Below are 21,288 nucleotides of genomic sequence, written 5' to 3' on the forward strand. Positions count from 1 at the left end.
CCAGGCGCTGCGCAAGCTCACCGCCTCGATCAACAAATCCAACACCATGGTGATCTTCATCAACCAGATCCGGATGAAGATCGGCGTGATGTACGGCTCGCCGGAAACCACCACCGGCGGCAACGCGCTGAAATTCTACGCCTCCGTCCGCCTCGACATTCGCCGCATCGGCGCGATCAAGGAGCGCGACGAGGTGGTCGGCAATACCACCCGCGTCAAGGTCGTGAAGAACAAGCTGGCGCCGCCATTCAAGCAGGTCGAATTCGACATCATGTATGGCGAGGGCGTTTCCAAGATGGGCGAGATCCTCGATCTCGGCGTCAAGGCCGGCATTGTCGAGAAGTCGGGTGCCTGGTTCTCCTACGACAGCCAGCGGCTCGGCCAGGGACGCGAGAACGCCAAGGCCTTCCTCAAGTCCAATCCCGACATCACGGCGAAAATCGAAACGGCGATCCGCCAGAACTCCGGGCTTATCGCCGAGCAGATTTTGGCCGGCTCGGCTGAACGCGACGCCGATGGCGACGCGCCGGAAGCCGCGGAGGAGTGATTCCTCAGCCATGGCTATTCGGGACAGGCCGCGTTTCGCGGCCTGATCCGGAATCTCACTTCGAGAGATTCCGGGTTCGCTGCTCAAGCGGGCTCCGGAATGACGCGCCCCGCCTCACTCCGCGGCTTGCACGTAGTCGGCAACCGGCGGACACGAGCAGACGAGATTGCGGTCGCCATAGACGTTGTCGACGCGCCCCACCGGGCTCCAATATTTATCCACGCGCGAAGTACCTGGCGGGAAACAGCCTTCCGCGCGGCTATAGGCGCGTTGCCAGGCATCATCGGCAATATCGTGCACGGTATGAGGCGCATGGCGCAACGGCGAGGCCTCGACCTTCCAGCGCCCGCTCTCGATCTCGCCGATTTCGCGCCGGATTGCGATCATGGCGTCGCAGAAACGGTCAAGCTCGGCTTTGGATTCGGATTCGGTCGGTTCGATCATCAGCGTGCCCGGCACCGGAAAACTCATGGTCGGCGCGTGGAAGCCGTAATCGATCAACCGTTTGGCGATGTCGTCGACACTGACGCCGGATGATGCCTTGAACGGCCTTGGATCGACGATGCATTCATGCGCGACGCGCCCTTTTGCATTCCGGTAAAGTATCGGGAAATGCGCATTCAGCCTCGCCGCGATATAGTTGGCGTTGAGGATCGCGACTTCCGTGGCGCGCTTGAGGCCTTCGCCGCCCATCATCAGGATGTAGAGGTAAGAGATCGTCAGGATCGACGCCGAACCGTGAGGAGCGGCCGAAACCGGACCGGCCAGGCTCCTACTGTCGTCCGCCGGGTGGCCGGGCAGGAACGGCGCAAGATGCGCTTTCACGGCGATCGGTCCCATGCCCGGGCCGCCGCCACCATGCGGAATGCAGAAGGTCTTGTGCAGGTTGAGATGGCTGACGTCGGCCCCGTAATCGCCGGGGCGCGCCAGGCCCACTTGCGCGTTAAGATTGGCGCCATCGAGATAAACCTGTCCGCCATGGCCGTGCACGATGTCGCAGATGTCGCGGATATGCTCCTCGAACACGCCGTGGGTGGAGGGATAGGTGATCATGATGGCGGCGAGGTTTTTGCCGTGCCGTTCGGCCTTGGCGCCAAGATCGCCGACATCGACGTCGCCGCGCGCGTCGCACGCCACGACCACGACCTCCATGCCCGCCATGTGCGCGGAGGCCGGATTGGTGCCGTGAGCGGAGGAGGGGATCAGGCAGACGTTGCGGTGGCCTTCGCCGCGCGAGGCATGGTAAGCGCGGATCGCAAGCAACCCGGCATATTCGCCCTGCGCACCCGAATTCGGCTGCAGCGAGACCGCGTCATAGCCGGTGATGTCGCACAGCCACTTTTCCAGCCGCGCAAACAGTTCGTGATAGCCGCTTGCCTGCTCGCGCGGGGCGAACGGATGAAGCTGGCCGAATTCGCTCCAGGAGAGCGGAATCATCTCCGTCGTCGCATTCAGCTTCATGGTGCACGAGCCCAGCGGAATCATCGCGCGGTCGAGCGCGAGATCGCGGTCGGAGAGTTTGCGCATGTAACGCAAAAGCTCGGTTTCCGACCGATGGGCGTGAAACACCGGATGGGTGAGGAAGGCGCTTTCGCGCTTCAGCTCGACCGGCAGCGCTTCGCTCGCGGTCAATTCGACGTCGGCATAGGAAAGATTGCCCCCAAATGCGCGCCACGCCGCCTCGACGATCGCAGGCGTCGTGGTCTCATCGAGCGCGATGCCGACATAGCCATCGCCTGCGCGCAGGTTGATCTTCTCACCGCGCGCGTGCGCAATGATCTCGTCCCGCCTCTTGGGCGCATTTACCGTCACGGTGTCGAAAAATGTTTCCGACCGCGGCGCAAAACCGAGCTTGCGCAATCCTTGCGCCAACACCGCCGCGCGGCGATGCACCGAGCGTGCGATCTGGGTCAGGCCTTCGGGACCGTGATAGACCGCATACATCGAGGCGATGATCGCAAGCAGCACCTGCGCCGTGCAGATGTTGGACGTCGCCTTCTCGCGGCGGATGTGCTGCTCGCGCGTCTGCAGCGCCAGCCGATAGGCCGGTGCCCCTCGCGAATCGATCGACAGTCCGACGATGCGTCCCGGCAATGAGCGCTTCAACGCATCGCGCACGGCGATAAAGGCCGCGTGCGGTCCGCCAAAGCCCAAGGGAACGCCGAAGCGTTGCGCCGATCCGATCGCGATATCGGCGCCGAGTTCGCCCGGCGAGGCGAGCAGCGCAAGGGCAAGAAGATCGGCGGCAACGACAGCGAGCGCGCCCTTCGCATGCAGGCTCGCGATCGCGGGGCGTAGGTCGCGCACCGCGCCTGACGTGCCCGGATATTGCAACAGCGCCCCGAAGACGTCAGCGCTATCAAGATCGGTCAGGGGATCGCCTGATATCAGCTTCCACCCCAGCGGCTCGGCGCGGGTGCGCAGCACGGCCAGCGTCTGCGGATGCACCTCGGCATCGACGAAGAACGACGTGGTCCTGGCTTGTGAGGCGCGCTCGGCGAGCGCCATCGCCTCGGCCGCCGCGGTCGCCTCATCGAGCAGCGAGGCGTTGGCGACATCAAGGCCCGTGAGATCGCAGATCATGGTCTGAAAGTTGAACAGCGCCTCCAGCCGGCCCTGGCTGATCTCCGGCTGGTACGGTGTATAGGCCGTGTACCAGGCCGGGTTCTCGAGGATGTTGCGCTGGATCACCGCCGGCAAGATCGTATTCGAATAGCCCTGGCCGATCAGCGAGGTGAAAACCTGATTTTTTGCAGCAAGCTCGCGCATATGGGTGAGCGCCGCGGTCTCGCTTAAGGGTTTTCCAAGATCGAGCGGGGCCTTCTGCCGGATCGATGAAGGCAAGGTTTCCGCAACCAGCGCATTGATGCTTGCGGCGCCGACCGTCTCCAGCATGGCCGCGATGTCGCGCGGCGATGGGCCGATGTGGCGGCGCACGAAAGTGGTGGCGGGCTCATCGAGGTGTCGTAGCGGCGCGTTCATGGGTCTTTCCTTTTATTCGCCGTCATGCCCCGCGAAGGCGGGGCATCGAGTAAACATCGATCTTGAAATGAGCCTGAGGGCGCACAGCGTACTGGATCGTCCGGTCAAGCCGGACAATGACAACGTGGATAAACCTTGCCGTTCGTCTCATCATCTCACGCGATGTGTTTCTGGTAGGCGGCCTCATCCATCAGGCCGCCCAGTTCGCTTTTGTCGGCAATTTTCACCTTGAAGAACCACGCTTTGCCGGCGGCATCGGAGTTGACCAGCGCAGGCTCGGATGCGAGCGCGTCGTTGACTTCGGTCACTTCGCCCGAGATCGGCGCGTAGACGTCGGAAGCGGCTTTGACGGATTCGACCACGGCAGCGGCTTCCGCCTTTTTCAGGCTGCGGCCGACCTTCGGCAGTTCGACAAACACGACGTCGCCGAGCTGCGACTGCGCGTAATCCGTCACGCCAATGGTGGCGACGTCGCCCTCGATACGGAGCCATTCGTGGTCGGCGGTGTAAAGCGTGGTCATAAGAAGTCCTTCAGCTTTGAAAAGTCAGCGTTTGCGAATCATCGTTTGTAGGCGTTTTGAACGAAAGGCATCGGCGAAACCCGAAGCGGCAGGCGCTGGCCGCGCACTTCCGCAAACACCAGCGCTGCGGGTGCCGAGAGCGGCGAGGGCAGATAGCCCATCGCGACCGGCGCATTGAGGCTTGGACCGAAACCGCCCGACGTCACGGTCCCGACCGGCTCGGAAGACGCAGCATCCGCAAACAGCGACGCGCCTTCGCGCACAGGCGCGCGGCCCTCGGCCCTCAGGCCGACGCGTCGGCGCGCCGCCCCTTGTTCGAGCTCGGAGAGGATCACATGCGCGCCGGGAAATCCGCCGGCGCGCCCTCCGCCCTTGCGGCGGCTCTTTTGAATGGACCATTCGAGTGCGCCCTCGACCGGCGTTGTCGAGGTGTCGATATCGTGGCCATACAGGCAAAGTCCGGCTTCCAGACGCAGGCTGTCCCGCGCCCCGAGCCCGATCGGCAGCACGGCGCTGTCGGCCAGCAGCGCACAGGCCAGGTTTTCGGCGGCATCTGCCGGAACAGAAATCTCAAAGCCGTCTTCGCCGGTGTAGCCCGAGCGCGAGACAAGGCAGTCGATGCCGCCAACGCGGCGGGAGCCTGCGTCCATGAAACGCATCGAGGCGATGTTGTCGCTGAGCTTGGCCAGCACCGCTTCGGCCCTTGGCCCCTGCAGCGCGATGAGTGCGCGGTCGGCCAGCGGCTCGATGATGCAAACCTCGGAGAGGTGGGTGCGCAAATGGGCTTCGTCATCGGCCTTGCAGGCGGCGTTGACGACCACAAACAGATGATCGCCGAAATTTGCGACCATCAAATCGTCGAGAAGCCCGCCCGATTCGCCTGTGAACTGGGCATAGCGCTGACGGCCCGGCGCAAGCGAGAGGATGTCCTGGGGCACCAGCCGCTCCAGGGCGAGGGAGGCGTCCTCGATCTTCCCGGATTTCGGCCGGAGCACGATCTGGCCCATATGCGAGACGTCGAACAGGCCGGCGCTCGAGCGGGTGTGCAGATGTTCCTTCAGCACCCCGGTTGCGTATTGCACCGGCATGTCATAGCCGGCAAAGCCCACCATCTTGCCGCCGCTTGCGACATGCAGCGCGTGCAAGGGCGTCCGTTTGAGGGATGACGGCGAGGTCTGAGCGTCGGTTGCAAGCATCGGGAGGGCCCTCGCGGATTTTCGAGGGCAGATTCCCCCGAAAGTTGCGAAAAAGCCCCATCTGTCGCTTTGCCTGAGAGTATTATCCCGTCGGCGGGCGCATCCGGGCCGAAGCCCGCAACGCACCTCTTTCCAGATGCTTTCAAGTCACGCGGTCCGTTTGCCTGAGAGTTTCCGGGGCGGTTGCTCCTTCGGCGCCGGCACCAAAGCCGATCTCTCCCGACGCGACTGTCTTAACAGATAGGAAGAAAACACCGGCTTGCCAACGCTGTCAACGCGGCCGCGGCATCTGTCCACGCCGCTGCGGCAAGCCCCTGATCGGCTTGCACAGTTTCTGGACAGCGCAGGCCCCCTTGTCTAAAAGCGGTGCGGCAAGGCGTGGCCGGCAGACTCGAACGCCGACCTTTACCGTGCCGGAATCACGGGATCGACCGCACCCAGCGGCGCGGAACCCGAGCGGCATTGCGATTGGACCGAGATGAGCGGCGTTAACGATATCAGGTCGACTTTCCTCAAATTCTTTGCCGACAACGGCCACGAGATCGTGCCGTCGTCGCCATTGGTGCCGCGCAACGATCCGACGCTGATGTTCACCAATGCCGGCATGGTGCAGTTCAAGAACGTCTTCACCGGTATCGAGAAGCGCACCTACCAGCGCGCCACCACGTCGCAGAAATGCGTGCGCGCCGGCGGCAAGCACAACGACCTCGACAATGTCGGCTACACCGCGCGCCACCACACCTTTTTCGAGATGCTCGGCAATTTCTCGTTCGGCGACTATTTCAAGGACCGCGCCATCGAGCTTGCCTGGAAGCTGGTCACCAAGGAATTCGGCCTGCCGAAGGATAAACTGACCGCCACCGTCTATATCGACGATGACGAGGCGTTCTCTCTCTGGAAGAAGATTGCCGGCCTTCCCGAATCGCGAATCATCCGCATCGCGGGCTCCGACAATTTCTGGCAGATGGGCGACACCGGCCCCTGCGGGCCGTGCTCGGAAATCTTCTACGACCATGGCGACAAGATCTGGGGCGGACCGCCCGGTTCGCTGGAAGCCGATGGCGACCGCTTCATCGAGATCTGGAATCTCGTGTTCATGCAATACGAACAGATCTCGCCGGGCGTCCGCAACGCGTTGCCGAAGCCGTCGATCGACACCGGAGCGGGGCTCGAGCGGGTCGCGGCCGTGCTGCAGGGCAAGCACGACAATTACGATATCGACCTGTTTGTCGCCCTGATCCGCGCCATCTCCGAGTTGACCGGCGCCGATCCGTTAGGCGAGCAGAAGGCGTCGCTGCGCGTCATCGCCGATCATTTGCGCGCCTCGTCATTCCTGATTGCCGACGGCGTTCTGCCGTCGAACGAAGGCCGCGGCTATGTGCTGCGCCGGATCATGCGCCGCGCCATGCGCCATGCGCAGTTGTTAGGGGCGCGCGAGCCATTGATGTACCGCCTGGTGTGGGCGCTGGTGCGCGAGATGGGCCAGGCCTATCCGGAACTGGTGCGAGCGGAGAGCCTGATCGAGGAGACCTTGCGGCTGGAAGAGACGCGCTTCCGCAAGACGCTGGAACGCGGGCTTGCCATCCTCGATGAGAAGAGCGCGAGCCTGAAGAAGGGCGACATGTTCGATGGCGACACCGCCTTTACGCTCTACGACACTTACGGCTTCCCGCTCGATCTGACCCAGGATGCGCTCAAATCGCGCGGGATCGGCGTCGATCAGGCGGCCTTCACCGACGCCATGGACCGCCAGCGCGAAAAGGCTCGCGCGGCCTGGGCGGGCTCGGGCGATACCGCAAGCGAGAACGTCTGGTTTGGCTTGCGCGAAAAACTTGGGCCAACGGAATTTTTGGGCTACGAGACCGAGACCGCCGAAGGCGAGGTGGGTGCGCTGGTGAAGGACGGCAGGGAAGTCGAGCGCCTCACTTCGGGCGAAAGCGGCGCGGTTGTGCTGAACCAGACGCCGTTCTATGCCGAGTCGGGCGGCCAGGTCGGCGACACCGGCGTCATGACCGGCGAGGGCGTGAGGTTTCGCGTCACCGATACCCAGAAAAAGGCCGGCGATCTCTTCGTTCACATCGGCACCGTCGAGCAGGGCACGCTCAAGCCGGGCGCGGCGCTGCAGCTCGAAGTCGATCATGCAAGGCGCGCCTCGATCCGCGCCCATCATTCGGCGACGCACCTGTTGCACGAGGCGCTGCGCCAGGTGCTGGGCGATCACATTGCCCAGCGTGGCTCGCTGGTCGCGCCGGACCGCCTGCGATTCGACTTCGTGCATCCCAAGCCGATCACGCCGGACGAACTCGCCCGCGTCGAGGACATCGCCAATGACGTGGTGCTGGAGAATGACGAGGTCACCACGCGGTTGATGGCGGTGGATGATGCGCGAGAGGCCGGCGCGCGCGCGCTGTTTGGCGAGAAATATGGCGATGAAGTGCGCGTGGTTTCGATGGGCAGGGGCGCGCGCGAGCACGGCACCAACGCGCTCGGCTGGTCGGTCGAACTGTGCGGCGGCACCCATGTGAAGCGGACCGGCGATATCGGCCTGATCTCGGTCATCAGCGAGAGTGCGGTGGCCTCAGGTGTCCGCCGCATCGAGGCGTTGACCGGGCGTTACGCGCGAAAGCATGCCAACGACACCATGCAGCTCGCAAAATCCGCGGCCTCCGAGTTGCGCAGCCCCCTTGAGGAGATGCCGACGCGGATCGCCGCCCTGATCGAAGAGCGCAAAAGGCTCGAACGCGACCTGTCCGAGGCGCGCCGCAAACTGGCGATGAGTGGCGGCGCGGCCGCCGCGAACGGTTCGGAAGCCGCCCCGGGTGTCCGCGAAGTCGGCAATGTCAAGCTGATGGCGCGCGCGGTCGAGGGCATCGAGATGAAGGATCTCAAGAGCCTGGCCGACGACGGCAAAAAACAACTCGGCTCTGGCGTGGTCGCCATCGTGGGCGTGACCGGAGACGGCAAGGCCGGTGTCGTGGTCGGCGTCACCGCCGATCTCACCTCGCGCTACAACGCGGTCGATCTCGTGCGTGTGGCGTCCGAAGCGCTCGGCGGCAAGGGCGGCGGCGGGCGGCCGGACATGGCGCAGGCCGGCGGCCCCGATGGCGCCAAGGCCGATGCGGCGCTCTCGGCGATCGAAAAGGCGATGGCGGGGGCGTAACCCTGTCATGCTGACCATCAGGAGCGCCGCAGCGGGGGATGCTCAGGCGATTGGCGCCGTGTTCGACGCGGCTGTGCGCGAGGGATGGAAGTATCTCGGCGAGCTTGCGGCGCGCCCGATGTTTCCGCCCGAGGAGTGGGATGCCGAGGTCGCCAAACACGCGCCGCCGAATGCCATGCTGGTTGCGGTAGATGACACGGGCAGGGTGATCGGCTTCGCTGCGGTCCATCCCGCCGAAGGCGAGATGTTCCTTTTGTTCGTGCATCCCGATCATGCCGGCCTTGGCGTTGGCCGGGCGTTGCTTGAAGCCGCGCACGACGTCTTGCGATCGGCCGGTTGTCGAGAAGCCTTTCTCTACACGCACGAGCAGAACAAGCGCGCGATTGCTGTCTACGAGGCAGCGGGATATCGGCGCGACGGCACGGTACGCGAGTCCGAATTTCGCGGCGTTTACCAGCGCGAGCCGAGGTTGGTGAAGAAGCTCAGCTGAATCCGCTGGCGCAGTATGCGCCTGAACGATGGTTCCCGATGGCGCCAAGGCGGACGCGGCGCTCTCCGCGATCGAAAAGGCGATGGAGGCGGTTTAGGCCGTTATCGTCATGGCCGGGCAAAAGCGCGAAGCGCGTCTTCGCGCTAGATGACCCGGCCATCCACGTTTTTCTTTGCCAATAGGTGTATTCAAGACGTGGATGCCCGGCCATAGGCGAGCGGAAGCGACGCCGTTCTTCGAACGGCTATGGCCGGGCATGACGAGGTTGGCGGGCGCCTAAGCCCGCGGGTCGGCTCCGCGAATCCTTGAGGAACATCAAATCGAATCGCCAAATCGGGCGGTATGCTGATTTGCTCCTGATTCCAACGGTTCGCATCGGGGGCGAGGCGAAACACGCGAGCTTGGGAAAACTTCAGGACACCGGCTGTGGCGATGCTTCCGGACAATTTGCGGCTGAACGATCCCGACTTGCGGGATCGCCTCTATGAACTGCTTGAACACGATCATCTGCCTTATTCCACGGGCTCCCGCTTCGTCCGGCTGATCATCGTCATCATCGTCATCTACCTGCTGGCGACGATTCTCGCCTCGGTGCCGGAGTTAGAGGCGCGTTTCGGATGGCTGTTCTGGGCGGTCCAGATCGGCTCGGTCCTGGCTTTCGGCCTGGAATATGTCGCCCGCATCTGGACTGTCGTCGGCCATTCGCCGCGGCAGAAATCGCCGGCAAAGGATCGCATCGAATATGCGACCTCGAGTCTTGGCATCATCGATCTGCTCGCGTTTCTTCCCGCAGCGATCGCTCTTGGATTTGGCAACCGCCCGGCACTCGCGTTGCTCGGCGTGCTGCCGTTTTTCAAGCTGGTGAGGTATTCGCCGGCGATGCGCTCGTTGCTATCAGCCCTTCACGCCGAGCGGCGGGCGCTGTTCGGATGCCTGGTGATCCTGGCGGGTGCGGTGCTGGTGTTCGCTTCGCTGCTTTATGCGGCTGAGCATGACGTGCAGCCCGACAAACTGGGCACCATTCCACAGGCGATGTGGTGGGCGATCGTGACGCTCGGCACGGTCGGTTATGGTGACGTGGTGCCGGTCACGCCGCTCGGCAAGCTGATATCGGTTTTCGCCATCATCGGTGGACTGACCATGATCGCGCTGCCGATTGCGATCATCTCCACCGCTTTCGCCGACGAAGTGAGGCGGCGCGACTTCGTCGTGACCTGGGGAATGCTGGCGCGGGTGCCGCTGTTCTCGCATCTAACCGCCACCGAAATCGCCGACATCATGCGGCTGTTGCGGGCGCAGACCATCGAGGCCGGCGAGATCCTGGTGCGGCGGGGCGATATCGCGTCCTCGATGTATTTCATCACCGCGGGCGAAGTCGAGATCGAATTGCCGAACCGGCAGGTGCGGCTTTCGGACGGCACATTCTTCGGAGAAATTGCGCTGCTGCACCGGGCCAATCGAAGCGGCACGGTGACCGCGAAGCGCAAAACGCGGCTGCTTGTGCTGGATGCGCAGGATTTTCACGCGCTGCTCCAGCGCGTGCCGGGTCTGGCCGCCCATGTGCACAAGACCGCGAAGGCGCGTCTGGCCGAGAGCGGCGATATCGCGATCGCCGAACTCGCGCAGGCGGCGCACGATGATCAGCCAGTGGCCGAGTAGTTCGGTGGCCGACCCCTTCGCTTAATTTTTGCGCAGGAACACGTAATCGGCCGCATATGGCGCGCTCTTGAAGGAGCCTGCTTTTTCGCAACCCCCTTCGAGCTTGCCGCCTCTGGTGTTGATCCGCTGCACGGTAGTAACTCCCGACAGCACGCCGCTGCCGCGGCTTGCGGTCACTTCCAGCTTCAGCCAGGGGATGTCATCTGGCGCAGCGCCCGGCGCGTTGCCGGCGGCCTTTGCGGTCACGGCGCTGCCGTCGCTGTGCTCCCAGTTCGGGCCGGCATAATGGCGGCCCACGGTCTTGCCGTCGACGATCAGCGTGGCGATCGGTTCGCGGAATGCAAAGGCAAGCTTGCCGTCCGCACCAGCCTTGCACTCGTAAACCTGCGCACCTTCGGCGTGCACCGTGAGCACGACCGTTTCGCCAGGGGCCGCGATGGCGGCGGGAAGGGACGTTTGGGCGGAAGCGCGCGTGGCGGGAAACGCCACAGCAAGCAGCAACAGCATGAGCGCGCCGGGTCCGTCATTGCGAGGAGCAAGGCGACGAAGCAATCCAGTTCTCATCATGGCCGTCATTCGGGGCGCGAGTGAAACGAGCGTACTTTGATGTGCAATTGCACATCAGAGAATCTATAACCACCAGCGTGAGTATGGATTCCGGGTTCGCGACTTGGTCGCGCCCCGGAATGACGACGCTCGGGATTGCTTCCCTGATCCTCGCAACAACGCGAAACGCGCGAATATGCCATTACGCCGCCATCGCCTTGGTGAGGTTTTCGGCGACCTTGTCGAGGAAGCCGGTGGTGGACAGCCAGCGCTGGTCGGCGCCGACCAGAAGCGCGAGGTCCTTGGTCATGTAGCCCGCTTCGACCGTCTCGACGCAGACTTTCTCGAGCGTGCTGGCGAATTTCGCGAGCGCCTCGTTGTTGTCGAGCTTGGCGCGATGCGACAGGCCGCGCGTCCAGGCGAAGATCGAGGCTATCGAATTGGTCGAGGTCTCTTTGCCCTTCTGGTGCTCGCGGTAGTGCCGCGTCACGGTGCCGTGGGCGGCTTCGGCCTCCACCGTCTTGCCGTCCGGCGTCATCAGCACCGAGGTCATCAGGCCGAGCGAGCCATAGCCTTGCGCCACGGTGTCGGACTGCACGTCGCCGTCGTAATTCTTGCAGGCCCAGACATAGCCGCCCGACCACTTCATCGCAGCCGCGACCATGTCGTCGATCAGGCGATGTTCGTAAGCGATTTTTTTGGCATCGAACTGCGCCTTGAATTCCTTGTCGAAGACATCCTGGAAGATGTCCTTGAAGCGCCCGTCATAGACCTTGAGGATGGTGTTCTTGGTCGACAGATAGACCGAGTAGTTCTTGGACAGGCCCATATTGAACGAGGCGCGGGCGAAATCGGCGATCGAATCGTCGAGATTGTACATTTCCATTGCAACGCCCGCCCCGGGTGCCTTGAAAACCTCGCGCTCGATCACGGTGCCGTCCTCGCCGACGAATTTCATCGACAGCGTGCCCTTGCCCGGGAATTTGATGTCGGTGGCGCGGTACTGATCGCCATAGGCATGGCGGCCGATGATGATCGGCTTGGTCCAGCCCGGAACCAGCCGCGGCACGTTCCTGCAGATGATCGGTTCGCGGAACACGACGCCGCCGAGGATATTGCGGATGGTGCCGTTCGGCGATTTCCACATTTCCTTCAGGTGGAATTCCTTCACCCGCGCCTCATCAGGGGTGATGGTGGCGCATTTGACGCCGACGCCGACCTTCTTGATGGCATTGGCGGCATCAACCGTGACCTGGTCATTAGTCTTGTCGCGGTATTCCATCCCGAGATCGAAATACATCAGGTTGATGTCAAGGAATGGATTGATCAGCTTGTCCTTGATGTACTGCCAGATGATCCGGGTCATCTCGTCGCCATCGAGTTCAACGACGGGGTTGGTCACCTTGATTTTTGCCATGGGAAATCGGGCCTTTTTGGAACAGCGCGTTTTGGGAATGGTTGGATGCGAAACCGACCTTTATCGCACCCGCGCTATAGCACTGCGCAAGCGCCGGTGAAAGCCAACGTGTTTGGCCGACCTTTTGGCGCCGGAAGTGCTCCCCCTCCCCCTGAAAGGGGGAGGGTTGGGGTGGGGGTCGATTGAGCGATGCGAGCGCAAAGAGGGCCGGAAGGTGTAAAAAAATGACCCCCTCCCGGCTCGCTGAAGGACGCACCGAAGCCAACACGCGACCTACGTTACCCGGTGATCAGAACGCTGCCTGGGTCGCCGTACCCGCCACCACATACCAGGTCACCAACAGGCCGCAGATCAGCGCGCCGGGCAGGCTCGAGCCGGTGCGCCGCCAGGTGAAGGTCGCGATGACCGCGACAATCGCAAAAATCGGCACGAACTGGATGGCGATGATGGTGGAGAGCGGCACGAAGGCGGGGTCGGGCAGGGGATTGAACAACTTTCCGGACAGCCAAAGCGTGCCGTATTGCAGGGCCAGCAGCACGATCATGCCCAGCGTCAGCGCGAGCACGTTGGTCAGATAAAGCGCGGCGCGCGAGGCGCCCGGGGTTGAGAAATTCCGGTGCAAGAGGCGAAGCGCGATCACGAAAAATGCAGTCAGCGGCACGAGATAGATCAGGAAGATCAAAAACTGCTTCGCGCTCATCAGCTTCAAGGCCACAATCCAGAACCGGAAATCGATCTTGAAGGCGAGGTCGGCGAGCCACAGCGCGGCGTAGCCGACCATAACCGACACCACGGCGATCAGGATCGACGGCCAGACAATGCCGTAGCGAGTGGCGCGCTTGGGCGCAAACGGCATAAGAGCGAGTGCGATCAGCGCGTTGAGAAGGGCCCAGACCACGATCTGGTTGGTGATGCCCTGAGGCAGATAGCGGGATGGCGTCAAAGTGCCGCCCAGCGCGAAGGCCGGGTAGTAGAGCAGCGCGGGAATGAAGGTGGTCAACAGGAAAGCGCTCCACCAGCGTCCCGCGCTGGTTTCGACCTTGGCAGGCGCGGTGCCGTCGGCGGGTGCTTGCAGCTGCAGCCGCGAAAACACCGGCGCATCCAGCAGGCCGTCGAACACCCCAAGCAGCAGCGCGACAAAGCCGACCAGCGCGACCAGCGTTCCGATTTCCTTGCGCAACCAGATCTGGTCATCGGAAGGGCGGGGCGTGCCGCCCTGCAGGGTCTTGGCGAACCAGTCGAGACTGTAGCCAATGGCCTGACGCGAAATGTGCTCGTCGGGATGTGTGGTCGCCGGCGTGTACAACACCCTCGCCGTGCCCAGGGCGATGTCGCCATAGACCTTGCCGGGTTCGACCGGTCCCTGCGTACCAAACAGTGCCCAGAGTTTTGGGCTCTGCGTGACGTCACGCGCCCGTTCGACGCCCCACATCAGGTCCGGAAATTCCTCGTATTCGGCATACACCAACGCGACATTGCGCGGCCACGACGCGCTGCCTTCGGCGGCGAACGGCTTGCCGGTGGAAGAACCCTCCAGCACCATCGACTTGTAGTCATTGGGCATCGCCGTTGCGGCGGCGAGCACCGTCCAGCCGCCCATCGAATGGCCTTCCAGCCCGATATTGTTCTTGTCGACGATATCGAGACTGCGCAGATAGGCGAGCCCGTCGGGCCCGCCGAAGCCGTTGGCAAACGCCGGTGGATCGCTATAGCCGTGGCCGGTCTGGTCGAGCGCCACCACGACATAACCCCTGCGGGCGAATTCGATGGCAAAGCCATCCTGCGTCTCGCGCGAGTTGATATAGCCGTGCACGGCCAGCACGCCCGGTGCGGGCGTTTGCGCGGTCGCGTTCGGCGGGATGTAGAGCAGGGCGCTCATGGTATTGCCCTTGGCGCCCGCAAAGCGCACATCGTTGATCTTGATGCCGCCGGAGGTCTGTGTCAGGTGGGCGAGCGCGCCGCCGGCCAGGATCAGAATTGCCCCGGTGATCGCCAGAGACCATTTGCGATGCATGGCAGCCCTCCCTGCGTTTTTGATTTTTAAGGAGCCTATCGCAAAGGCAAAGCTGCGCAAGCGATGGTTGTGATGCGCAGATGTCGATTTAGCCTGAAAGGCGCCGGAGCGAGCCGAATTGATCGAAGATTCCGCCGGACGAAAATCTTGCCGACCTCTTGTGTCCCAGACGCGGTGCGGCATGCCGACAGAAGCCGGCCATGTCGCTCCAAAGACTTGCTCGCTGCGCTAACGCCTCAAAACTGTCATGTGATGGGCGAGCACGGTCGGCACGTTTGGTGTGCCGTCGAGCCCAATGGCGTGGGTCTCGAAGGTGGCAACGCCAGTTGGGAGCACGACGCCGTGTTGGGCCGATCTTGTGAAGATATGGCGGCAGTTTGCGGCCGAGCGATCAAACCAGTTCGGATCGTCAAACGTCCCTCCGAACACGCCCCAAATGTCCGGAAACCGCTCCAGGTCGAGGTAGATCTTGGTTGCACATATCTCGCAGAAATGCACGGTCACCTTCTTGTGACTGCTGTCGGAGCGGTGGACGAAAGCCTTAGGCATCGCGCCCGAGAGTGAGATATCCTGCCTCCGGAAAACCGGCTCAACCAGATATGCGGAGCCGGTGATCTTCTGGCAGAACGTGCAGTGACAAATGGTGACCCGGATGGGCGCGGCGCTGACCGAATACCGGATCGCGCCGCACAGGCATCCACCGCTTTGCGGCATCCTCATGTTCGCTTCCTTCTCTGGCTTTTCGTCGCGTCGGATCGACCAAAGCGCATGATCCGATTTATCGCTTCTACATAGAGTTTGCCTGCGGCATGATCGCCCCTGACGCCCTATCCTGTTCAAGATGGCAGGAGGTCTCCTCTGATGCGCCACGAATATATCGAGACATTGATCATCGGCGGCGGCCAGGCCGGCCTTGCAATGAGCGATATGTTGAGCCAACGAAGACTACCGCACCTGATTGTCGAGCAGCACAGGATCGCGGAGCGGTGGCGCTCCGAGCGCTGGACCGGCCTTCACTTCCAGTTTCCGAACTGGTCAATCAGGCTCCCCGGATATAAGTTCGAGCACGCTGATCCGAACGGCTTTGCGACGAGCAGCGAGATCGTCGACTTCCTGACCGCCTATGCCGTCTTCATCAAGGCGCCTGTCCGATCTGGCGTGAAGGTCACCGCCCTGCGCCAGCAGAGCGGTCGGCCCGATTTCGTGGCGGAGACGTCCGGCGGTCCCATCGAAGCCGGCAATGTCGTGGTCGCGACCGGTCCCTACCAGCGTCCTGTGATTCCCGACCTTCTTGCCGGCAACAGCCGAGTCTTTCAGGTTCATGCAAGCGCCTACAAGGACCCCGACCAGCTGCCGGCCGGCAGCTGCCTGATCGTCGGCTCAGGCGCGTCCGGCACTCAAATCGCGGAAGAGCTTCAACGCGCCGGACGCCGCGTGTTTCTCTCGGTCGGCCGGCACAAGCGGGTGCCGCGCCGATATCGTGGACAGGACCTGATGTGGTGGCTCGGCGAATTGGGACTTGACAAGACAACCGCGGCCAAGCGCGGACCAGACAAGACGCTGCCGCTGATCACTGGCGCCTATGGCGGGCATACGATCGATTTTCGCGAGCTGGCGCAACAAGGGATCAGCTTGCTGGGCCGGGTCACGGCTGCAAGCGGGGACACGCTTGCCATCGAAGCCGATCTGAGTGCCTCGCTCGTGGCAGGCGACAAGACTTACTTCGCTTTTCTGGACATGGTCGACGAGCATGTCCAAAGATCAGGAATGAACGCACCGGCGGAGCCGTCGGCGCGGATCAGAAAAGAAGAGCCCGCTTGCGTCACGGCCCCAATTGCACAGGTCGACCTGATGAAGGAGGGCATCACCTCCATCATCTGGGCAACCGGCTACACCTTTGATTTTGGCTGGATCGATCTGCCCGTGCTCGACAGCTCCGGAGAACCGAAGCATCGCGACGGCGTCACGGATGTGCCGGGACTCTATTTCCTTGGTCTGCCCTGGCTTTCCAAATTGAACTCATCTTTTCTATCAGGGGTTGGCGACGACGCAGCCGCGTTGGCAGAACGTATTCTAAGGAACAGCGCTGTCCCCTCGCTTTCGGCCATGGCAGTAGAACCGACCTAATTTCTTATCGTTTCCGCTATGCCACCGGGGGTCCGAGTTTCACCCATAGCCGCCGTTCTCCCTGAAGACCAACTCCAACAGGATGCCGGTTGGGGTCCGAACGAACAAGCGCCTTTCATTGAGCTCGGGCAGGTCCATGGTCGAATATTGCATATCTAGCGCGTCCAGCTTCTCGCGATACTTCGAGTAGCCTTCCAGGCGAAAGCCCGCGTGATCGATGGTCTCTCCGGATCGATCGACGCGAGAGGAACGCCCCGGAATCAAATGCACGATTGGTTCGCCGCCGGCGTAAAGCCAATAGCCTGGAAACGAAAAGCCAGGCCGATAGCCAGGCTTCAGATCGAGAACCCTTTCCAGAAAGCTTCTGGTGCCTTCAAGATCGGCCGTGCGCAGCGTGACATGATCGAGGTTCATGGCAGAACTCACGCGATGGTCGGCGTCACGCCGCCATCTACGCGCAACGCTGCGCCGTTGGTCGCCGATGAAAGGGGACTTGCGACATAGGCTACGAGGTCGGCGATCTCCTCCGGCTCGATCATGCGCTGGACGAGTGATGAGCTGCGATGCTTGGCAAAGAATTCAGCCTCGATCTCCGCAGCGGAAGCCTGCGGGTCGCTCGCAAGGCTCTTCAAGAAATCGATAATGCCTTCAGAGCGTGTTGGACCCGGCAATACGGAATTGACGGTCACGTTCGTGCCCTTGGTCAAGGCGGCGAGACCGCGCGATATGGCGAGCTGCGCTGTTTTGGTCATGCCATAATGGACCATCTCGCCGGGCGTGACCAAACCGGATTCGCTGGAGATGAAGACGATGCGGCCCCAGTTGCGCTTGAGCATGCCCGGGAAGTATTGCCGAGCCAGTCGCGCGCCGCTTAGGACATTGATTTCGAAATAACGCCGCCAATCATCATCGGTTATCTCACCGAACGGCTTGATCTCGTAAATGCCGAGATTATTGACCAACACGTCGACTTCCGGAGCTGCTTTCAGCAGATCGGCTGCTCCTTCTGCTGTGGCTGCGTCCGCAACAACTCCTCGGACAGTTCCGCCTCCGGAACGGCTGATAGTATTGATCGCTTGATCGAGCTTTGTCTGTTCGCGGCCGGTGACGATGACGTCCGCGCCCTCCGCGGCAAGTTTTCGGCCGATCTCAAGACCGATACCGGCGGTCGAACCGGTAACGAGGGCGGTCTTCCCCTTCAGATGTAAGTCCATTTCGATGCTCCCTGGATAAACGGATTTCACGACATCGATTTACATCCTCGCTCAGGCAGCAATAATAGCCGTTGAGAGAGAAGGTTCCTTGCTGTTATAGCAAGAGTATGTCAGACAAGCTTTTCGATATGATCGTGTTCGCGCGCGTCGTGGAAACAGGCAGCTTGTCCGGGGCGGCACGCCATCTTGGCTTGTCGCTTGCGGTCGTGAGCCGGACCCTTGCGCGTCTCGAGGCGCGTCTCGGTGTACGCCTGGCCAACCGCACCACGCGTACCCTGTCGCTCACCGAAGAAGGGTCGGCGTTTCACGTCAGGTGCGTGCGTATTCTCGCCGACGTTGACGAGGCGGAGATCGAGGCTACTCGCGGGCGCGACACCGCAAGCGGACTTCTGCGCATCACTTCGACGTTTGCGTTCAGCCGGCGGCGATTGGCACCGCTGCTACAGGAATTTCAGTCGCTGCATTCCGGATTACGGATTCACCTCCAGGCGTCCGACAGCTTGGTGAACCTTGTCGAAGGAGGATACGATCTCGCTGTTCGCTTCGGCGCGCTTGCGGATTCCAGCATGATCGCGCGTCAGCTCGCACCCAATGTGCGCGCGATATGCGGAGCGCCTGCGTATCTGGATCGCCGCGGCCGGCCGGCGACCGTCGATGATCTGACCGAGCACGACTGCATCGACTACGGCGACCCGCCGCAAGGTTTCTGGACGCTGACAGACGATACGGTCATGCCGATTCGATGCAACTTAACGTGCAATGATGGCGAACTCGCTCATGGATGGGCACTGCAAGGCGCAGGATTGGTCCTGAAATCGGTCTGGGATACGCACGGCGATATCGAAGCCGGCCGACTGGAAGTTGTGCTCCCGAAGTTGCGGTTGCCTGCTGCACCCATCCATGCGGTCTATCCTCACAGCCGGCACGCCGCCGCGAAGGTCAGGCTTTGTGTTGAGTTTTTGGCAGACAGATTGCGCAAGGAAGCTGCATCACTTGCGCGCTTCACACGGCTGAGCGACGCGTTTTAAGCAGTATCCCCCGGTCATGAGATCGCTGGGGATCGAGACCAAGGCGCCCCGCACCGGCTGAAGATTACGCTTGACAGCATTTTTTTCGGTACCAGGTGATTTGCCCGTCGTGCCAATCTGCCGCAGTTGATCGCGTCCCCAAATCACCCGCATGATTCGCGCCGTCCCGCGCTCACCAGAGGGGCGCATCGCGATCGTCACGAGTGTCGGTGCGGGATGCGATGGACGCGACGCGCGCGGCTGACGAGAGCGCGTTTTGCGGACGGCGAAGTCGTGTGGTCCATGCCTCGACGGCGGCATCAAGTTGGCGCGTAGCTTTCGCATCGCGCCAATGACGGTGACAAGAAAGCCCGATCGCCGGGGAGATCACGAAGTAGACCGTTAAAACCATTCCGCAAGGAATGTCGGTTGAATCCGCCTAGACTTGTGGTGACTATGCTCGGATGGCAAGCCATCGCCTTACACGCTCACAATGGTTTCTCAAAGAAGCTAGATAATCACATTGCAGCCATCGCGCTGTACCTCCGCCATTACAATTTCTGCCGAGTTCATGAAGCCCTTTCGGGTAGCGCCAGCAAGGCCATTTGCATTGCAGATCGCGCTTAGCCATGGGCCAGCTTGTGGACGCTGCGCTTACCGTTGCGCCCGCTTTGCCGACTGAGACGCCGCCTGATAGGCGTCGAAAATTCATATAATTCAAGGTGATAAGGCATAGTACGTTCGCCGTACGTTCCGGTTGTGGCAATTGCGGAACACCCACTAATGGTTTATCTGGGGAACAATAGGGGCCATTGACGGTTCGTTAAAGGCGTCCCTATATACGGGGCGTGAATAGCCCCCCGTCGGACATGGCCAGCAATGGTCCCCGGCGGGGTTTCATTTTTTATGGCTATCACGGATGAGCCAGCGATAAAGTATGTGATGGCCTTTTTTGATGGCCAGAATCTTTACCAACATGCCAAAGATGCGTTTGGTCATCACCATCCAAACTACGACCCTATAAAATTACACAAAGCAGTTTGCGAAGCGAAGGGCTGGCGCCCAACGCTTACTCGCTTCTACACCGGCGTTCCCAATGCCGTCGAAAGCCCGATGTGGACCGCTTATTGGGCGAACCGTGTACTCGCCCTCAAACGCGCTGGAGTTCATGTCACTACGCGGCCCCTACGATATCGGCGAGCCGCAATCATTGATCATTACGGTGATCCCGTTCTTGAAGACGACGGCCAACCTGTGGTTTCCGTAACTCCGCAAGAAAAAGGTATTGATGTGCGACTTGCACTCGACTTGGTTAGTTGCGCCCGCACAAAGCAATTCGATATCGCTCTGATCTTTAGCCAAGACCAAGATTTGCAAGAAGTCGTCCAAGAAATAGCAGACATTGCGAAAGAGCAGGATCGCTGGATACGGGTGGTCTGCGCCTTCCCCGGTGGTCCGAAGGCTTCATCGGGACGCGGGATTGACAAAACCGAGTGGTTCAAAATGGACCAAGAATTTTACGACAAGTGCCTTGATCCGTGGGATTACCGGCCAAAGAAATAAGTGGCCTATTTCGCAACTCCGAGTGGCCTATTTCGGCCAGTACCCACTACCGTGTGATATTCGAAATGCACCCTTATTCTTGAGAGAGCATCCGCGGAACGTTTCCCCAGAATCATCCCGTTCACCATGCACAACCATTGCTTGAAAGCGCGGGTCCGATGCAGGCTCTAGCGGCGGGATCCAGTTTCGCCGAAGAGATTACGCTTGACAGCATTTTGTGCGCGCGAGGTGATTTGCCCGTCGTGCCAATCTGCCGCAGTTGATCGCGTCCCCAAATCACCGGCAGAATCCTGCGCGTCCCGTCCCCACAGAGGGGCGTTTCGCGATCGTCACGAGTGTCGGTGCGGGATGCGATGGACGCGACGCGCGCGGCTGACGAGAGCGCGTTTTGCGGACGGCGAAGTCGTGTGGTCCTGATGTCCCGATGCTGACATCAAGCCTGCGAGCGGTCTTGCAGGTGATGGAGGCAATCAAGCCGGTCTCCAGGGAGATCACGAAGGAAACCGTTAAAACCATTCGCGCGGGGAATGCCGGAACGTGTCGGCCTACCCTCGGTGGACTAACTCGTGTGCTATCTATTTTTCGCACGCGAGGCTGCGGGTGCGCACGTCGCGCCCGGCATTCCCTGCGCCCTCTCAATTTCGGGGGACGTGATTTGGCAAAGACTCGGGTGATTCAAGCCGCGGGAATGAATAGGCGCGCCTGTTATCTTAGAAGGAACCAGCTCCGTTACCCTCCCCTGGAGGGGGAGGGTCGATTGCGAATGTAATGAGCAATCGGGGTGGGGTGATACGGTGCTATGTTGTAGAGAGTTCACCCCACCCCGCGTGCATCTTGCTTCGCGC

15 protein-coding genes, 1 pseudogene and 1 riboswitch are annotated in these 21,288 nt (G+C 61.6%); of the genes and pseudogenes, 7 read left to right on the forward strand and 9 right to left on the reverse strand.

Features of this window, described 5'->3' with window-relative positions; translation table 11 throughout:
• Positions 1-547: pseudogene (locus VNX23_RS09510) on the forward strand (DNA recombination/repair protein RecA); the annotation flags it as partial.
• Positions 548-661: 114 nt separating this feature from the next.
• On the opposite strand, the gene gcvP reads toward VNX23_RS09510, so the two are convergent.
• From gcvP to gcvT, 3 genes are all read right to left on the reverse strand, one after another.
• Positions 662-3,529: an aminomethyl-transferring glycine dehydrogenase gene (gcvP, locus tag VNX23_RS09515; protein ID WP_325629354.1), complete on the reverse strand. Its 2,868-nt coding sequence runs from the start codon at positions 3,527-3,529 to the stop codon at positions 662-664.
• A 155-nt stretch (positions 3,530-3,684) separates the two neighbouring features.
• Positions 3,685-4,050 (reverse strand): glycine cleavage system protein GcvH, encoded by a 366-nt coding sequence (gcvH, locus tag VNX23_RS09520; RefSeq protein WP_325629356.1) that lies wholly within the window; start codon positions 4,048-4,050, stop codon positions 3,685-3,687.
• 38 nt (positions 4,051-4,088) lie between these two features.
• Positions 4,089-5,246, reverse strand: a complete 1,158-nt coding sequence (gcvT, locus tag VNX23_RS09525; RefSeq protein WP_325629358.1) for a glycine cleavage system aminomethyltransferase GcvT — start codon at positions 5,244-5,246, stop codon at positions 4,089-4,091.
• 142 nt (positions 5,247-5,388) lie between these two features.
• Positions 5,389-5,479: riboswitch (glycine riboswitch) on the reverse strand.
• 245 nt (positions 5,480-5,724) lie between these two features.
• On the opposite strand from gcvT, the gene alaS reads away from it, so the two are divergent.
• From alaS to VNX23_RS09540, 3 genes are all read left to right on the forward strand, one after another.
• Positions 5,725-8,406 carry an alanine--tRNA ligase gene (alaS, locus tag VNX23_RS09530; protein WP_325629360.1) on the forward strand — a complete coding sequence of 894 codons (2,682 nt, stop codon included), beginning with the start codon at positions 5,725-5,727 and terminating at the stop codon, positions 8,404-8,406.
• 7 nt (positions 8,407-8,413) lie between these two features.
• Positions 8,414-8,896: a GNAT family N-acetyltransferase gene (locus VNX23_RS09535; RefSeq protein WP_325629362.1), complete on the forward strand. Its 483-nt coding sequence runs from the start codon at positions 8,414-8,416 to the stop codon at positions 8,894-8,896.
• A 432-nt stretch (positions 8,897-9,328) separates the two neighbouring features.
• Positions 9,329-10,555 (forward strand): cyclic nucleotide-gated ion channel, encoded by a 1,227-nt coding sequence (locus VNX23_RS09540; RefSeq protein WP_325629423.1) that lies wholly within the window; start codon positions 9,329-9,331, stop codon positions 10,553-10,555.
• Positions 10,556-10,576: 21 nt separating this feature from the next.
• Here VNX23_RS09540 and VNX23_RS09545 read toward each other — a convergent pair whose 3' ends face one another.
• From VNX23_RS09545 to VNX23_RS09560, 4 genes are all read right to left on the reverse strand, one after another.
• Positions 10,577-11,062, reverse strand: a complete 486-nt coding sequence (locus VNX23_RS09545) for a DUF3455 domain-containing protein (protein WP_325629364.1) — start codon at positions 11,060-11,062, stop codon at positions 10,577-10,579.
• A 241-nt stretch (positions 11,063-11,303) separates the two neighbouring features.
• A complete protein-coding gene (locus tag VNX23_RS09550; RefSeq protein WP_325629366.1) occupies positions 11,304-12,518 on the reverse strand; it encodes an NADP-dependent isocitrate dehydrogenase in 1,215 nt (404 codons plus the stop codon).
• A gap of 289 nt (positions 12,519-12,807) precedes the next feature.
• Positions 12,808-14,532 (reverse strand): alpha/beta hydrolase family protein, encoded by a 1,725-nt coding sequence (locus tag VNX23_RS09555; RefSeq protein WP_325629368.1) that lies wholly within the window; start codon positions 14,530-14,532, stop codon positions 12,808-12,810.
• Between the two features lie 228 nt (positions 14,533-14,760).
• The gene (locus VNX23_RS09560) at positions 14,761-15,252 is read right to left on the reverse strand and encodes a GFA family protein (RefSeq protein ID WP_325629370.1); all 492 of its coding nucleotides are present in this window, start codon (positions 15,250-15,252) and stop codon (positions 14,761-14,763) included.
• 141 nt (positions 15,253-15,393) lie between these two features.
• On the opposite strand from VNX23_RS09560, the gene VNX23_RS09565 reads away from it, so the two are divergent.
• Positions 15,394-16,659 carry an NAD(P)/FAD-dependent oxidoreductase gene (locus tag VNX23_RS09565; protein WP_325629372.1) on the forward strand — a complete coding sequence of 422 codons (1,266 nt, stop codon included), beginning with the start codon at positions 15,394-15,396 and terminating at the stop codon, positions 16,657-16,659.
• 39 nt (positions 16,660-16,698) lie between these two features.
• On the opposite strand, the gene VNX23_RS09570 is transcribed toward VNX23_RS09565, so the two are convergent.
• Together VNX23_RS09570 and VNX23_RS09575 are read right to left on the reverse strand one after the other, a co-directional pair.
• Complete coding sequence (locus tag VNX23_RS09570; RefSeq protein WP_325629374.1) at positions 16,699-17,073, reverse strand: VOC family protein; 375 nt, start codon at positions 17,071-17,073, stop codon at positions 16,699-16,701.
• Positions 17,074-17,081: 8 nt separating this feature from the next.
• Complete coding sequence (locus VNX23_RS09575; RefSeq protein WP_325629375.1) at positions 17,082-17,873, reverse strand: SDR family oxidoreductase; 792 nt, start codon at positions 17,871-17,873, stop codon at positions 17,082-17,084.
• Between the two features lie 107 nt (positions 17,874-17,980).
• On the opposite strand from VNX23_RS09575, the gene VNX23_RS09580 reads away from it, so the two are divergent.
• Positions 17,981-18,901 (forward strand): LysR family transcriptional regulator, encoded by a 921-nt coding sequence (locus VNX23_RS09580; RefSeq protein WP_325629377.1) that lies wholly within the window; start codon positions 17,981-17,983, stop codon positions 18,899-18,901.
• A gap of 885 nt (positions 18,902-19,786) precedes the next feature.
• Positions 19,787-20,443, forward strand: coding sequence for an NYN domain-containing protein (locus VNX23_RS09585; protein ID WP_325629379.1), 657 nt, complete (start codon positions 19,787-19,789; stop codon positions 20,441-20,443).
• Positions 20,444-21,288 lie beyond the last annotated feature (845 nt).

It is taken from the genome of Bradyrhizobium sp. (genome assembly GCF_035570375.1).
Classification (GTDB): domain Bacteria; phylum Pseudomonadota; class Alphaproteobacteria; order Rhizobiales; family Xanthobacteraceae; genus Bradyrhizobium.